The organism is Arenimonas metalli CF5-1, assembly GCF_000747155.1.
Taxonomy (GTDB): Bacteria; Pseudomonadota; Gammaproteobacteria; order Xanthomonadales; family Xanthomonadaceae; genus Arenimonas; species Arenimonas metalli.
Genome location: NZ_AVCK01000012.1, coordinates 125,754 through 138,758, shown reverse-complemented (window position 1 = coordinate 138,758; position 13,005 = coordinate 125,754). Strand labels below are relative to the sequence as shown.

Below are 13,005 nucleotides of genomic sequence, written 5' to 3'. Positions count from 1 at the left end.
TGTTCATCCGTGGCAAAAAATCATTTCTTCTTTTTCGCGCGGACGTACAGCACCAGGGCATGTTCTTCGATGACGTAGCCGTGCTTGGCGGCGATCTCGTGCTGGAGGCGCTCGATCTCGGGGCTGGTGAACTCGATGATCTTGCCGGTGTCGACGTCGACCATGTGGTCGTGGTGCTGGCCGCGGTCGAGTTCGTAGACGGCCTGGCCGCCCTCGAAGTTGTGCTTGAGCACCAGGCCCGCGGCCTCGAACTGCGTGAGCACGCGATAGACCGTGGCCAGGCCGATGTCGTCGCCGTTCTCGAGCAGCTGGCGGTAGATGTCCTCGGCCGTCAGGTGGCGGGGGCTGGAGGTTTCCAGCACGTCGAGGATGCGGATCCGGGGGTGCGTGACCTTGAGGCCGGCCTTGCGCAGGTCCGTCGATTCCATGGGAACTCCTGAATGCTGTCCGTCGCGGTGTGGCGCGTGGCCGGCTGGCGGCCGCGGGGCTTAGTGTATCATCGGCCCGTCACCGTTCCGGATCAGCACGCAATGCGCAAGGCCTTGACGCTCCTCGTCTTCACCCTGTTCTTCACGGGTTGTGGACTCATCTACCGGCAGCCCGTGTTCCAGGGCAACCTGCTCGAATCCAAGAACGTCGAGCAGCTGCAGGCCGGCATGACCCGCCAGCAGGTGTTCAGCCTGCTCGGCTCGCCGCCGGTCGCCGATCCGTTCCACCAGAACCGCTGGGACTACGTCGCCACCGAGCGCCGCCGCCGCGGCGACACCGAGATCAAGAACCTCACGCTCTGGTTCGAAGGCAACACGCTCGCGCGCTGGGAAGGCGAGTATTTCCCGGAGGCCGACCAGGCCCTCGCCGCCGAGATGCGCCGCTTCGGCAACCTCGCCCGCGACAAGGACAAGCCGCGCCAGCCGCGTCCGCAGCAGACGCCGCCGCCGGCCAACTGATCCGCCCGCAGGTTCCGCCCGAAACGCCCTGGTCGCGCGACCGGGGCGTTTCAGTTCCTGCCGGCGGTTTTGGCGCGCTCGCGCCGCGCCTGCTTCGGGTCGGCGCGCAGCGGGCGCAGCACTTCCACGCGGTCGCCGTCGTGGAGCAGCGACTCAGGCGTGGCCGTGCGGCCGAAGATCGCCAGCATGTCCGGCGCCACCACCAGCCCCGGCACCTTGCGCGGCAGGTCGGCCGCCGCCAGCGCATCGGCGACCCGCGCCCCGGCCGGCAGCACCACGGCCACGCGCCAGCAGCGATCGGGCAAGGCGTAGGCCACTTCGACGCGCAGTTCGCCGGCCATGCTCAGGCCCGGTCCGCCTCGCGGCAGAAGTCGTCGACCATCTTGTCGGCCAGGCCCTGGAAACCTAGCGCCAGCGCCGTGCCCAGCACCGCGCCCGCGACGTCGAAATCCAGCGTCAGCGAGACCTTGCAGGCATCCTCGGCCAGGCTGTGGAACTGCCAGAGGCCGGTGAACTTCCGGAACGGGCCCTCGACCAGCTGCAGCTCGATGCGCGTGGGCGGCTCCAGCGTGTTGCGGGTGGTGAAGCTGGTGCGCAGGCCGGCGACGGTGAGGTCGAGCCGGGCCAGCATGTGCTCGTCGCTGGACTCGATGACCTCGGAGCCCTCGCACCAGGCGAAACGCTTGGGGTAGCTGGCCACGTCATTGACCAGGGTGTACATGCGCAGGGCCGAATGGCGGACCAGGGCGTGGCGGTGGATGCTCGTCATCGGGCCTCGGGTGCTCTGCCCTCCCCCAGCCGGCCCGCGATGGGCGACAATGCCCGCCAAGGAAGGAACATGTCGAAGAACAACGCCAAGAATACCGGAAGCGGCAAGGACAAGGCGGGCGCGCCCAAAACGATCGCCCTGAACCGCAGCGCGCGCCACGATTACCACCTCGAGGACCGCTACGAGGCCGGCATCGCCCTGCAGGGCTGGGAGCTCAAGTCCATCCGCGCCGGCCGCATGAACATGGGCGACGCCTACGCGATCGTGAAGGGCGGCGAGATCTTCCTGTTCGGCTCGCAGATCACCCCGCTCAGCCAGGCGTCCACGCACGTCATCGCCGACGACCGCCGCACCCGCAAGCTGCTGCTGCACCGGCACGAGATCGACAAGCTGGTGGGCTACGTCGAGCGCGAGGGCTACACCCTCATCCCGACCGCGGTGTACTGGAAGGGCAACAAGGTCAAGCTCGAACTGGCGCTGGCCAAGGGCAAGCAGGCGCACGACAAGCGGCAGGCGAGCAAGGACCGGGACTGGCAGCGCGACAAGCAGCGCGTCATGCGCAAGCACAACAAGGACGCCTGACGCGTCCCGCCAGGGAGCCGGCGCTCAGCGCGCGCGCACCCAGGCCTCGAAGGCCGGCAGCGGCACGGGCCTGCCGAACAAATAGCCCTGGAAAACCCGGCAGCCTCGCTCGGCGAGGAACTCGCGCTGGACCTCGGTTTCCACGCCTTCCGCCACCACCGCCAGGCCCAGGTTGCTGGCCAGGGCGATGATGATCTGGACGATGGCGGCGTCGCTTTCGCTGAGCAGGGCCTGGTCGACGAAGGAGCGGTCGATCTTGAGCTCGTCCATCGGCATCCGGCTCAGGTAGCCCAGCGACGAATAGCCGGTGCCGAAATCGTCGATCGACAGACGCACGCCGGCGTCACGCAGCGCCTCCATCCTGTCCACCACCATCGCCATGTCTTCGGCGAACAGCGACTCGGTGATCTCGACCTTGAGCCGGCCCGGGGCGACCTGGGACCGCTCCAGCATGGCCAGCACCTGGGGCAGGAAGTCGGGATCGCTGAACTGGCGGACGCTGACGTTGACCGAGAGGGCCACCCCCGAGAGCACCGGATCCCGGCGCCACTGCGCGAGGGTGTGGCAGGCCGAATCGATCACCCAGCGGCCCAGCGCCAGGATGGCGCCCGTGGACTCGGCGACGGGAATGAATACGGCCGGCGAGACCCAACCGCGCGTCGGGTGCTGCCAGCGCATCAGCAGCTCGGCCCCGATGACGCGCCCGTCCAGGTCCACCTGCGGCTGCGCGTGCAGGCTGAGCTGGCGCAGCGCCAGGGCCTGCCTCAGGTCGCTCTCCAGGGCGATCCGTTCGTCGGCGACGCGCTGCATCTCCTGGTCGAAGAAGCGCAGCGTGTTCCGGCCGGCGGCCTTGGCCTGGTACATGGCCAGGTCGGCGTGGCGTAGCACGCTGTCGGCCGCCATCGGCACGTCCTCGAACAGGGCGATGCCGATGCTCAGCGTGCGATGGTGGATGCGCTTGGCGACCCGGAACGGCCGGGTAAGCGCGAGCCGGATGTTGCGGGCCACGCCCTCGGCGATCAGGAGCGCTCCCGCCGCATCCTCGCCCAAGCCCTGCAGCACCACCACGAACTCGTCGCCGCCGAGACGGGCCACCACGTCGCTGGCGCGCACGCACTGCTTCAGCCGGCGCGCGACCATCCTCAGCAGCGCATCGCCGGCCGCGTGGCCCTGGGTGTCGTTGAAGGTCTTGAAGTCATCGAGGTCGATGAACATCAGTGCGCCCCGCTGGTGCGTGCGCTGGCTGGTCGCCACGGCCGTGCCCAGCAGATCCATCAACAGCTGGCGATTGGGCAGGCCGGTGAGGTTGTCGTAGTACGCCAGCTTCTGGATCTCCCGCTGGGCTCGCTTGCGCTCGGTCAGGTCGGTATTGGTGCCGGAAATGCGGACCGCCTTGCCCTTTCCGTCGCGCAGCACGAAGCCACGCGAAAGCACGGGCACGTAGTGGCCGCGCCTGTGCCGTAGCCGGAACTCGACTTCGTAGCTGGTTTGCGGACCGGCCAGGACTTCCTCGAGGAATGCGCCGACGTGGCCACGGTCGCGCGGATGGCAGAGCCGGCGCCAGAGCGCCGAATCCACGGGCAACTCACCGTCCCCATAACCCAGCATCTGCCTCCAGCGGGGCGAATAATAGAGTTCGTCGCTGCGCAGGTCCCAGTCCCAAGCCGCGTCGGTGCTGCCGCGCAGGACAAGCTGCAGCCGCTCCTCTGATCGGCCCAGCGCATCCTGGGCCTGCTTGAGCTCGGTGACGTCGGTGAAGGTGACCAGCACGTGGGTGGGCACGCCCTCGCCGTCCAGCTTCGGATACGCCGTGCACATCAGCCAGACCAGCTTGCGGTCGCTGACGCGATGGATGCCGATCACCAGGTTGCTGACGACGCCTCGGCTGCGGACCGCGGCGTTGACCGGGTAGTCGTCGATCGCCATTCGTTGCCCGGCGTTATCGATGAAGCCCCAGCGCGGATCGGTGTTGATGGCGCCGATGATGTTGTCGGGGCCGACGCCCAGTAGTTCGCAGGCCAGCCGGTTGGCGTAGACGATCTCGGTAGTGGCCCGGTGCAGCACGATGCCGGCCTGGGCATGGTCGAGCAGGTACTGGCCGTGCTGTTCCAGCGCCTGGAAGTCCGCCTCCAGCTTTCGCTGCTCGCTGACGTCGCGGACGATGCCGAAGTAGCCGCTGGGGCGATCGTCGGCGTCGCGAATCGGGACGATGCTGACCTCGTTCCAGAAGCGCTGGCCATCACGGCGGTAGTTGAGCAGCTGGCCCTGGAACCGTTCGCCCTGCGCCAGCGCCTGCCCCATCGCGGCGATAGCGGCGGGGTCGGTGTCGGGGCCCTGCATGAAGCCGCAGGGCTGGCCCACCGCCTCCGCCGGCGGATAGCCGGTGATCCGGGAAAAGGACGAGTTGACGAACTGGATGCGCCGGTCGAGGTCTGCCAGGACCACGCCCTCGCTTAGCGCGTCGACGACTGCCTGCATCTCGAGCGCGTGCATCAGGACCTCCCGGTCCCTTGAGTGGGGCGCCACACGGTCTTTCTGGCCGCATCGTTCACACGCCCTTGACGCCAAGCTAGCACAACGGCGACGCGCCGCCGTGACGCCGTTCGCGGTCCCTGGTCGGGCCGCGCTGCCGCCGGGCCGGCACCCGCGACAACCCCGGCTGAAGGCGGCGCGGCCCGCGGCTTGTGGCGCCCGCGCGGCACCCCCATACTTGCCCCGTCGGTTGATCGATGTGTTCCCAACGTTTCCGGGGGTGTCCTGGCTTCGACGGGGGTTGCAAAGTCGACTGGTGCATGCCGAGGGGGCCGCTTTCCTCGTTAATCCAGCAGCAAACTTTAGTTGCCAACGACGACAACTACGCTCTCGCCGCTTAAGGCGTAAGCCCCGAACCCACTTGTGCCCGTGCTCGTGGATGTAGGGTCATTATCACGGAACAGCTGCCGGCGGCGACCCGCCAACCGGTAGTGAACTTAGCGGGTGTGGACGACGGTGTGCCTCGCACGTTGTGTTGCCGTCGTACGAGAACCAACAACGAGCTAAGCATGTAGTACCGGAGATGGCGTGCTCTCGGACGGGGGTTCAACTCCCCCCACCTCCACCAAACACGACAACGCCGCCCTTGGGCGGCGTTGTCGTTTCTGCGCCCGCGAAGGTTTATTCCGCTGGCGAGGTCTCGGCGGCCTGCCCGGCCTCCGCGGCCGGTTCGGCGCTGGCCGCGTCATCGGCGGCCGGCGCGTCACCGAGGTAAGCCGCGGCGCTGGCGCTGGCGGCGTCCACGGCGGACTTGGCGGCCATCAGGGTTTCCTGACTGGCGGTGATGTCGGCTTCGGCGGCCTGGATCTCGATGCGGACGGCGTTGACGGCGGCCGAGGCGGACTCGGCCAGCTTGCGGTCGCGGTCGACCTGGTTGCGGGTGAGGCGGCCGCGGGCGGCGGCGGCTTCGGTGCGGGCCAGCTTCTGCTCGGCTTCGTCGCGGGCCTGCTCGGCGGCCTCGAGGTTGGCGCGGGCGGTGGCCAGCTGGGCCTGGCCGCGGGCCAGGGCCTCCTTGGCGGCGGCCACGGCGGTGGCGGCCTCCTGCAGCTGCGCCTGCACCCGGGCCAGGTCCTCGGGGGACCCGGCCGGCGACTGCGCGTGGGTGGCACCGGCGCACAGCGCCAGCATCAGGATGAGTGCGGCCGAACGCCGCGTCGAATTCTTGTCCAAGCCCCTACTCCGGTGAATTGGCAGGTCGCCCCCAACGAACCAAGCCGGTGCCGGGAGTCTAGCCGGTTTTCACGCCGGCGCGACGGGCTCAGTCCACGTACACGGTCTTGATGTTGGTGAACTCGTGGATGCCGTGCTCGGCCAGCTCGCGGCCGAAGCCCGAGGCCTTGGTGCCGCCGAAGGGCAGCCGCACGTCGCTGCGGACGATGGCGTTGACGAAGCAGGCGCCGGCCACGATCTTCCGGGCCACCGCCTCGCCGCGATCGCGGTCCTGGGTCCAGACGCTGGCGCCGAGGCCGAAGGCGGTGTCGTTGGCCATCGCGACCGCCTCGGCCTCGTCCTTCGCGCGCAGGATGCTGGCCACGGGGCCGAACAGCTCCTGGTCGTAGGCGGGCATGCCGGGCCGCACGTGGTCCAGGATCGACGCCGGATAGTGCGTGTCCCCTGCCCCGGGCGCGCAGCCCAGCGCGGCTTTCGCGCCCGCCGCCAGGCTGGCCTCGACCTGCTTGTGCAGTTCGTCGCGCAGGTCGGCGCGGGCCATGGGCGCCAGGCCGGTGGCGTCGTCGTTCGGGTCGCCCACCGCCAGCTTCGCGCTGGCCTCGGTGAAGCGGCGCACGAACTCCTCGGCGATCGCGGCGACCACGATGAAGCGCTTGGCCGCGATGCAGGTCTGCCCGGCGTTGCCGAAGCGCGACTGCACCGCCGCCGGCACCGCCTTGTCGAGGTCGGCGTCTTCGAGCACCACGAAGGGATCGCTGCCGCCCAGCTCGAGCACGCATTTCTTGAGGTGCTGGCCGGCCGTCGCGGCGACCGAGCGCCCCGCCCGCTCGCTGCCGGTCAGGCTGACGGCCTTGACCCGCGGGTCGCCGATCACGGCGGCGGCCTGCTCGTTGTCGATGTGCAGCACGCCGAACACGCCCGCGGGAATACCGGCCTCGTCGAGCACGGCCTTGATGACGTCGGCGCAGCGCGGCACGTTGGTGGCGTGCTTGAGCAGGGCCACGTTGCCCGCCATCAGGCACGGGGCGAGGAAGCGGAAGACCTGCCAGACCGGGAAGTTCCAGGGCATCACCGCCAGCACGGGGCCGATCGGCTCGTAGCTGACGAAGCTGCGCTTGGCCTCGGTGCGCACCGCGGTGTCCTCGAGATAACGGGCGGCGTGGTCGGCGTAGTACTCGCAGGCGGCCGCCGACTTCTCGATCTCGGTGAGGGCCTCGCGCCGCAGCTTGCCCATCTCGGCGGTCATGACCGTGGCGATGCCGTCCTTGCGGGCGCGCAGCGCGGCCGCCACCTTGCGCAGGCCGTCCCCGCGGCGCGCCACGCCGAGCCGGGCCCAGCCCGGGAACGCCTTGTCGGCCGCCGCCAGCACGCGCTCGACCTCCGCGGCCGACTGCTTGGCATGCCGGCGGACTTCGCCGGTCCAGGGGTCGCGGTTCTCAACGCTCATGGCCTCATCCTTTCTGCAGGGCCAGCTGCATGTCGCGCTGGCGCTTCTTGTCCTCGCGGGTCATCACCCACCAGCCGATCACCGCCGCCACCGTGACCGCGAGGATCATCAGCGACGCCAGCGCATTGATCTTCGGGCTCACGCCCAGCCGCACCGAGGAGAATACCTTCATCGGCAGCGTGGTCGAGGACGGGCCCGACACGAAGCTGGCGATCACCAGGTCGTCCAGCGACAGCGTGAACGCCAGCAGCCAGCCCGAGATCAGCGCCGGCGCGATGATCGGCAGCGTGATCACGAAGAAGACCTTGATGCGGTTCGCGCCTAGGTCCATCGCCGCTTCCTCCAGCGAGCGATCCAGCTCGCCCAGCCGCGAGCTGATGACCACGGTCACGAAGGCCATGCAGAAGGTGACGTGGGCGATCCAGATGGTGAGCATGCCGCGCTGCTCGCCGATGCCGATGATCGGCCCGATCGAGACGAACAGCAGCAGGATCGACAGGCCGGTGATGACCTCGGGCATCACCAGCGGCGCGGTGATCAGGCCGCCGAAGATCGTCTTGCCCGGGAAGTCGCGGAAGCGGGTCATGATCATCGCCGCCAGCGTGCCCAGCACCACCGAGGCGCAGGCGGTCCAGAACGCTACCTGCACGCTCACCCAGGCCGCGTCCATCATCTGCTGGTCGCGGAACAGCTCGACGTACCACTTCACCGAGAAGCCCGACCACACCGTCACCAGCCGCGACTCGTTGAACGAGTAGATGATCAGGCTGAGGATGGGCGCGTACAGGAAGACGAAGCCGAGCACGAGCATCGCCAGGGTGAACTTCGAGTTCTTGCCCTGGTTCATGACAGCCGCGACTCCATTTCCCTCGACTGGTAGCGGTGGAAGATGGTGATGGGCACGATCAGCAGCACCAGCATCACGATCGCCACCGCCGAGGCCACCGGCCAGTCGCGGTTGTTGAAGAACTCCTGCCACAGCACCCGGCCGATCATCAGCGTGTCGGCGCCGCCCAGCATCTCCGGGATCACGAACTCGCCCACCACCGGGATCAGCACCAGCATCGCGCCGGCGATGATGCCGGCCTTCGACAGCGGCAGCGTGACCGTGAGGAAGGCCTTCCAGGGCCGGGCGCCGAGGTCGTTGGCGGCCTCGATCAGCCGGAAATCGTGCTTGACCAGGTTGGCGTACAGCGGCAGCACCATGAACGGCAGGTAGGCGTAGACGATGCCGATGTAAACCGCCACCGGCGTGTGCAGGATCTGCAGCGGCTGGTCGATCAGCCCGATATTGATCAGGAAGTTGTTGAGCAGGCCGTTGTTCTTGAGGATGCCGACCCAGGCGTAGATGCGGATCAGGAACGAGGTCCAGGACGGCAGGATCACCAGCATCAGGGCGATGTTGCGGTTGGCCGGCGACATCCGCGCGATGGCGTAGGCGATCGGGTAGCCCACCAGCAGGCACAGGAAGGTGGAGATCACCGCGATCTTGAGCGAGCTCAGGTAGGCGTTGACGTACAGGCTGTCGCGCACCAGGTACAGGTAGTTGCCGGCGTTGAGCGTCACCTGCAGCTTGTCGCCGGTCCAGGTGAACAGGTCGGTGTAGGGCGGCATGGCGATGGCCGCGCTGGCGACGCTGATCTTGAGCGCGATCGCGAACGGGATGGCGAAGAACAGCAGCATCCACAGATAGGGCACCGCGATCACCAGCCAGCGCGGGCCGGGCAGCCGCTTGCGGAGCGAGCGCAGGAGCTTGCTCACGAGGTCAGCACCACGCCGGCCTGGTCGTCCCAGCTCAGCCAGACGGCGTCGTTCCAGGTGAACTTCTCGCTGGCCCAGCGCTGGCTGTTGATCATGTTGGCCAGGATCTTGGTGCCGCCGGGCAGGCGCACGTGGAACACCGAGTGGCTGCCGAAGTAGGCGATCTCCTCGATGATGCCGCGCACCTTGTTGTGCGGCTGGGCCGGCTCCTCGGCGCTGACCTGGATCTTCTCGGGCCGCAGCGCCAGCGCCACGTCCTGGCCTTCGAAGCCGGTGACGCCGTGGCCGACGTAGGCCAGGCAGTCGAGCGCCGGGCTGGCGATGGTGATGAAGTCCTTCTCGTCGTCCTTGATCTTGCCCTCGATCAGGTTCACCGAGCCGATGAACTCGGCGGTGAAGCGGCAGCTGGGCTGCTCGTAGATCTCGTCGGGCGTGCCCAGCTGCCGGATCCAGCCGGCGTCCATGATGGCGATGCGGTGGGCCATGGTCATGGCCTCTTCCTGGTCGTGCGTCACCATCACGCAGGTGACGCCCAGGCGCTCGACGATGTTCACCAGCTCGAGCTGCATCTGCGAGCGCAGCTTCTTGTCCAGCGCGCCCATCGGCTCGTCGAGCAGCAGCAGCTTGGGGCTCTTGGCCAGCGACCGCGCCAGCGCCACGCGCTGCTGCTGGCCGCCGGAGAGCTGGTGCGGCTTGCGCCGGGCGAACTTCTCCATCTGCACCAGCGCCAGCATCTCCTGCACGCGGCGGGCGATGTTGGCCTTCGGCATGCCGTCCTGCTTCAGGCCGAAGGCGATGTTCTGCTCGACCGTCATGTGCGGGAACAGCGCGTAGGACTGGAACATCATGTTGATCGGCCGCTCGTAGGGCGGCAGCTCCGTGATGTCCTGGCCATCAAGCACCACCCGGCCCTTGGTCGGCTTCTCGAAGCCCGCCAGCACCCGCAGCAGGGTGGACTTGCCGCAGCCCGAGGCGCCCAGCAGGGCGAAGATCTCGCCCTGCCGGATGGTCAGGCTGACGTCGTCGACGGCCACGAAGCCGTCGAACTCCTTGCGCACCGTCTCGATCCGGAGGTAGTCGTCGGCGCCGAGCTTTTCCAGCCTCGGCGCGCCGGGGGACCCGCCGTTGGGTACTGCTGCCATGCGTGGTTTTCCGGTTGCGGGGCCGCTTACTGGCCGGTCTTGAGCGTGGTCCAGTGGCGGGTGAACAGGCGGTCCACTTCCGGCGGCAGCACCGCCAGCGTGAACAGGCCCTTCTTGGCTTCCTCGGTCGGGTAGATGCCCGGGTCGTTGAGGATGGCCTCGTCCACCATCGGCAGCGCGGCCTGGTTGGCGCTGGCGTAGGCGACGTAGTTCTGCACGCCGGCCATCACCTCGGGGCGCATCAGGTAGTCGAGGAACAGGTAGGCGTTGTCGACGTTGCGGGCGCCCTTGGGGATGGCCAGCATGTCGAACCACATCGGCGCGCCCTCCTTCGGGATCACGTAGCTGATCTCGACGCCCTTGCCGGCCTCGTCGGCGCGGGCCTGGGCCTGGATGATGTCGCCCGACCAGCCGATGGTGACGCAGATGTCGCCGTTGGCCAGGTCGTTGATGTACTGCGAGGAATGGAAGTAGGTGATGCTGGGCCGCAGCTCGGCCAGGCGGTCCACGGCCTTCTGGATCACGGCCTCGTCGAAGCTGTTGGGCTCCTCGCCCAGGTAGCGCAGCACCGGCGGGATGATCTCGGAGGGCGTGTCGAGGAAGGCGACGCCGCAGCCCTTGAGCTTGGCGAGGTTCTCCGGCTCGAACACCAGCGCCCAGCTATCGACCGGCGCATCCTCGCCCAGCGCCTCGCGCACCTTGGCGACGTTGTAGCCGATGCCGGTGGTGCCCCACAGGTAGGGCACGGCGTGGGCGTTGCCCGGGTCGTTCTGCGCCAGCAGCGCCATGAACTCCGGATCGAGGTTGGCGTAGTTGGACAGGCGCGACCGGTCGAGCTCCTGGAACACGCCGGCCTGGACCTGGCGCGAGAGGAAGGTCAGCGACGGCACCACGATGTCGTAGCCGGTGTTGCCCGACATCAGCTTGGCCTCGAGCACCTCGTTCGAGTCGAACACGTCGTAGGTGACCTTGATGCCAGTCTCCTTCTCGAAGTTGGCGATGGTGTCCTCGGCGATGTAGTCCGACCAGTTGTAGACGTTCAGGACCTTGGCGGGCTGGGCGGGCGCGGGCTCTGCGCCGGCCGGGGCATCGGTGCCGGCGTCGCGGGCGCAGCCGGCGGCCAGGCCGGCGAGGACAAGTGCGGTGAGTGCGGTCAGTCGGTGCGTCATCTCTTCCCCCAAGTCGGTGAATGAAACGTTGGACGGCGGTCGAACCACGAAAAGCATCATACACACGCGCCCCGCCCGCGCCTCCCCGCGCGGGCCGGGCGGATCAGCCCGTCGGCATGCCCAGCTCGCGGGCGGTCATGTCGAGCGATTTCCAGGCCTTCTCGGCGAGTTCATCCACCTGCGCGCGGCTGATGACGAGCGGCGGCGAGAGCAGCATCGAATCATAGGTGGCGCGCAGGATCAGGCCGTTCTTCAGCGCGATGTCGCGGCACAGCTGCCCCACCCGGCCGCGGTCCTCGAAGAAGGCGCGCGAGGGCTTGGACGGCACCAGCTCGAGCGCGCCGACCATGCCGGCGATGCGGGCCTCGCCGACCAGCGGGTGCTCGCCGAGCTGCTTCCACTTCTTCGCAAGATACGGCCCGGTGTCGGTGCGGCAGGTGTCGACGATCTTCTCGTCCTGCAGGATGCGGATGTTTTCCAGCGCCACCGCGGCGCAGACCGGGTGGCCGGAGTAGGTGTAGCCGTGCGCCAGTTCGCCGCCCTTTTCATGCAGCACCTTGGCGATGCGGTCGCTGAACATGGCCGCGCCCAGCGGGATGTAGCCGCTGGTGATGCCCTTGGCCAGGGTCATGATGTCGGGCTGGAAGCCGAAGTAGTCGGCGGCGAACCACTCGCCGGTGCGGCCGAAGCCGCAGATCACTTCGTCGGCGATCAGCAGCACGTCGTGCTTGCGGCAGATGCGCTCGATCTCCTTCCAGTAGTTCTTCGGCGGGATGTAGACGCCGATGGCGCCCATGATCGGCTCGCCGATGAAGGCGGCGACGCGGTCGGCGCCGAGTTCCAGGATCTTGTCCTCCAGCCGCTGCGCGCAGTGCCGGCCGTAGGTTTCCTCGTCCATGTCGCCGCCGTCGGCGAACCAGAACGGCGGGTCGATGTGGTGGATGTCCGGGATCGGCAGGCCGCCCTGCTTGTGCATGCCCTTCATGCCGCCGAGGCTGGCGCCGGCCACGGTGGAGCCGTGGTAGCCGTTGTGCCGGCCGATGACGATGTTCTTCTGCGGCTCGCCCTGCACCGCCCAGTAATGCCGCACCAGGCGCAGGATGGTGTCGTTGGCCTCGGAGCCCGAGTTGGAGAAGAAGGCGTGGTTGAGGTCGCCCGGGCACAGCTCGGCCAGCTTGGCGGCCAGGCGCACCGTGGGCTCGGTGGTGCAGCCGAAGAAGCTGTTGTAGTAGGCCAGCTGCGTCATCTGCCTCGACGCCGCCTCGCCCAGCTCGCGGCGACCGTAGCCGATGTTCACGCACCACAGGCCGGCGAAGGCGTCGAGCAGCTGGTTGCCTTCGGAATCCCAGACGTAGCAGCCCTCGCCCCGGGTCAGGATGCGGGTGCCCTTCTTGGCCAGCGCGGCGTTGTCGTTGAACGGGTGCAGGTGGTGCGCGGCGTCGAGCTGCTGCAGGCTGCGGGTGTCGATCGATTCCATGCTCACTCC

The 13,005-nt window shown here is 68.3% G+C and carries 13 protein-coding genes and 1 other RNA gene; 3 read left to right on the top strand and 11 right to left on the bottom strand.

The window, feature by feature from the left end:
* Positions 1-20: 20 nt before the first annotated feature.
* Positions 21-428: a ferric iron uptake transcriptional regulator gene (gene fur / locus N787_RS04325; RefSeq protein WP_034211001.1), complete on the bottom strand. Its 408-nt coding sequence runs from the start codon at positions 426-428 to the stop codon at positions 21-23.
* Positions 429-530: 102 nt separating this feature from the next.
* Here fur and N787_RS04320 point away from each other — a divergent pair, with 102 nt between their 5' ends.
* Entirely contained in the window at positions 531-947 is a 417-nt protein-coding gene (locus N787_RS04320; protein ID WP_052575119.1) for an outer membrane protein assembly factor BamE, read from the top strand.
* 50 nt (positions 948-997) lie between these two features.
* On the opposite strand, the gene N787_RS04315 is transcribed toward N787_RS04320, so the two are convergent.
* Together N787_RS04315 and N787_RS04310 are read right to left on the bottom strand one after the other, a co-directional pair.
* A complete protein-coding gene (locus tag N787_RS04315; RefSeq protein WP_245593956.1) occupies positions 998-1,288 on the bottom strand; it encodes an RnfH family protein in 291 nt (96 codons plus the stop codon).
* 2 nt (positions 1,289-1,290) lie between these two features.
* Positions 1,291-1,716, bottom strand: coding sequence for a type II toxin-antitoxin system RatA family toxin (locus N787_RS04310; protein ID WP_034211000.1), 426 nt, complete (start codon positions 1,714-1,716; stop codon positions 1,291-1,293).
* Between the two features lie 69 nt (positions 1,717-1,785).
* Between N787_RS04310 and smpB the strand changes: the two genes are divergently transcribed.
* Entirely contained in the window at positions 1,786-2,298 is a 513-nt protein-coding gene (gene smpB / locus N787_RS04305) for an SsrA-binding protein SmpB (RefSeq protein ID WP_034210999.1), read from the top strand.
* A gap of 24 nt (positions 2,299-2,322) precedes the next feature.
* Here smpB and N787_RS04300 read toward each other — a convergent pair whose 3' ends face one another.
* Entirely contained in the window at positions 2,323-4,791 is a 2,469-nt protein-coding gene (locus tag N787_RS04300) for a sensor domain-containing protein (RefSeq protein ID WP_052575118.1), read from the bottom strand.
* A 255-nt stretch (positions 4,792-5,046) separates the two neighbouring features.
* On the opposite strand from N787_RS04300, the gene ssrA reads away from it, so the two are divergent.
* Positions 5,047-5,398: a transfer-messenger RNA gene (ssrA, locus tag N787_RS14625) on the top strand.
* 53 nt (positions 5,399-5,451) lie between these two features.
* On the opposite strand, the gene N787_RS04295 is transcribed toward ssrA, so the two are convergent.
* From N787_RS04295 to N787_RS04265, 7 genes are all read right to left on the bottom strand, one after another.
* On the bottom strand, positions 5,452-6,000 hold the full coding sequence (locus N787_RS04295) for an efflux RND transporter periplasmic adaptor subunit (RefSeq protein ID WP_156968894.1): 549 nt from the start codon (positions 5,998-6,000) through the stop codon (positions 5,452-5,454).
* A gap of 88 nt (positions 6,001-6,088) precedes the next feature.
* Positions 6,089-7,447: an NAD-dependent succinate-semialdehyde dehydrogenase gene (locus N787_RS04290; protein WP_034210998.1), complete on the bottom strand. Its 1,359-nt coding sequence runs from the start codon at positions 7,445-7,447 to the stop codon at positions 6,089-6,091.
* A 4-nt stretch (positions 7,448-7,451) separates the two neighbouring features.
* Entirely contained in the window at positions 7,452-8,294 is an 843-nt protein-coding gene (locus N787_RS04285; protein ID WP_034210997.1) for an ABC transporter permease subunit, read from the bottom strand.
* Positions 8,291-9,208 (bottom strand): ABC transporter permease subunit, encoded by a 918-nt coding sequence (locus N787_RS04280; protein WP_034210996.1) that lies wholly within the window; start codon positions 9,206-9,208, stop codon positions 8,291-8,293. Before N787_RS04280 ends, N787_RS04285 begins: the two co-directional genes overlap by 4 nt.
* A complete protein-coding gene (locus tag N787_RS04275; RefSeq protein ID WP_052575116.1) occupies positions 9,205-10,350 on the bottom strand; it encodes an ABC transporter ATP-binding protein in 1,146 nt (381 codons plus the stop codon). The genes N787_RS04280 and N787_RS04275 overlap by 4 nt, the downstream gene beginning before the upstream one ends.
* A 26-nt stretch (positions 10,351-10,376) precedes the next feature.
* Complete coding sequence (locus N787_RS04270; protein WP_084590614.1) at positions 10,377-11,519, bottom strand: extracellular solute-binding protein; 1,143 nt, start codon at positions 11,517-11,519, stop codon at positions 10,377-10,379.
* Between the two features lie 103 nt (positions 11,520-11,622).
* Positions 11,623-12,996 carry an aspartate aminotransferase family protein gene (locus N787_RS04265; RefSeq protein ID WP_034210995.1) on the bottom strand — a complete coding sequence of 458 codons (1,374 nt, stop codon included), beginning with the start codon at positions 12,994-12,996 and terminating at the stop codon, positions 11,623-11,625.
* Positions 12,997-13,005 lie beyond the last annotated feature (9 nt).

What these genes read in the sequence shown, in the direction of transcription:
- fur (WP_034211001.1), bottom strand. Translation starts at nt 428, where the DNA reads ATGGAATCGACGGACCTGCGCAAGGCCGGCCTCAAGGTCACGCACCCC.
- N787_RS04320 (WP_052575119.1), top strand. Translation starts at nt 531, where the DNA reads ATGCGCAAGGCCTTGACGCTCCTCGTCTTCACCCTGTTCTTCACGGGT.
- N787_RS04315 (WP_245593956.1), bottom strand. Translation starts at nt 1,288, where the DNA reads ATGGCCGGCGAACTGCGCGTCGAAGTGGCCTACGCCTTGCCCGATCGC.
- N787_RS04310 (WP_034211000.1), bottom strand. Translation starts at nt 1,716, where the DNA reads ATGACGAGCATCCACCGCCACGCCCTGGTCCGCCATTCGGCCCTGCGC.
- smpB (WP_034210999.1), top strand. Translation starts at nt 1,786, where the DNA reads ATGTCGAAGAACAACGCCAAGAATACCGGAAGCGGCAAGGACAAGGCG.
- N787_RS04300 (WP_052575118.1), bottom strand. Translation starts at nt 4,791, where the DNA reads ATGCACGCGCTCGAGATGCAGGCAGTCGTCGACGCGCTAAGCGAGGGC.
- N787_RS04290 (WP_034210998.1), bottom strand. Translation starts at nt 7,447, where the DNA reads ATGAGCGTTGAGAACCGCGACCCCTGGACCGGCGAAGTCCGCCGGCAT.
- N787_RS04285 (WP_034210997.1), bottom strand. Translation starts at nt 8,294, where the DNA reads ATGAACCAGGGCAAGAACTCGAAGTTCACCCTGGCGATGCTCGTGCTC.
- N787_RS04275 (WP_052575116.1), bottom strand. Translation starts at nt 10,350, where the DNA reads ATGGCAGCAGTACCCAACGGCGGGTCCCCCGGCGCGCCGAGGCTGGAA.
- N787_RS04270 (WP_084590614.1), bottom strand. Translation starts at nt 11,519, where the DNA reads ATGACGCACCGACTGACCGCACTCACCGCACTTGTCCTCGCCGGCCTG.
- N787_RS04265 (WP_034210995.1), bottom strand. Translation starts at nt 12,996, where the DNA reads ATGGAATCGATCGACACCCGCAGCCTGCAGCAGCTCGACGCCGCGCAC.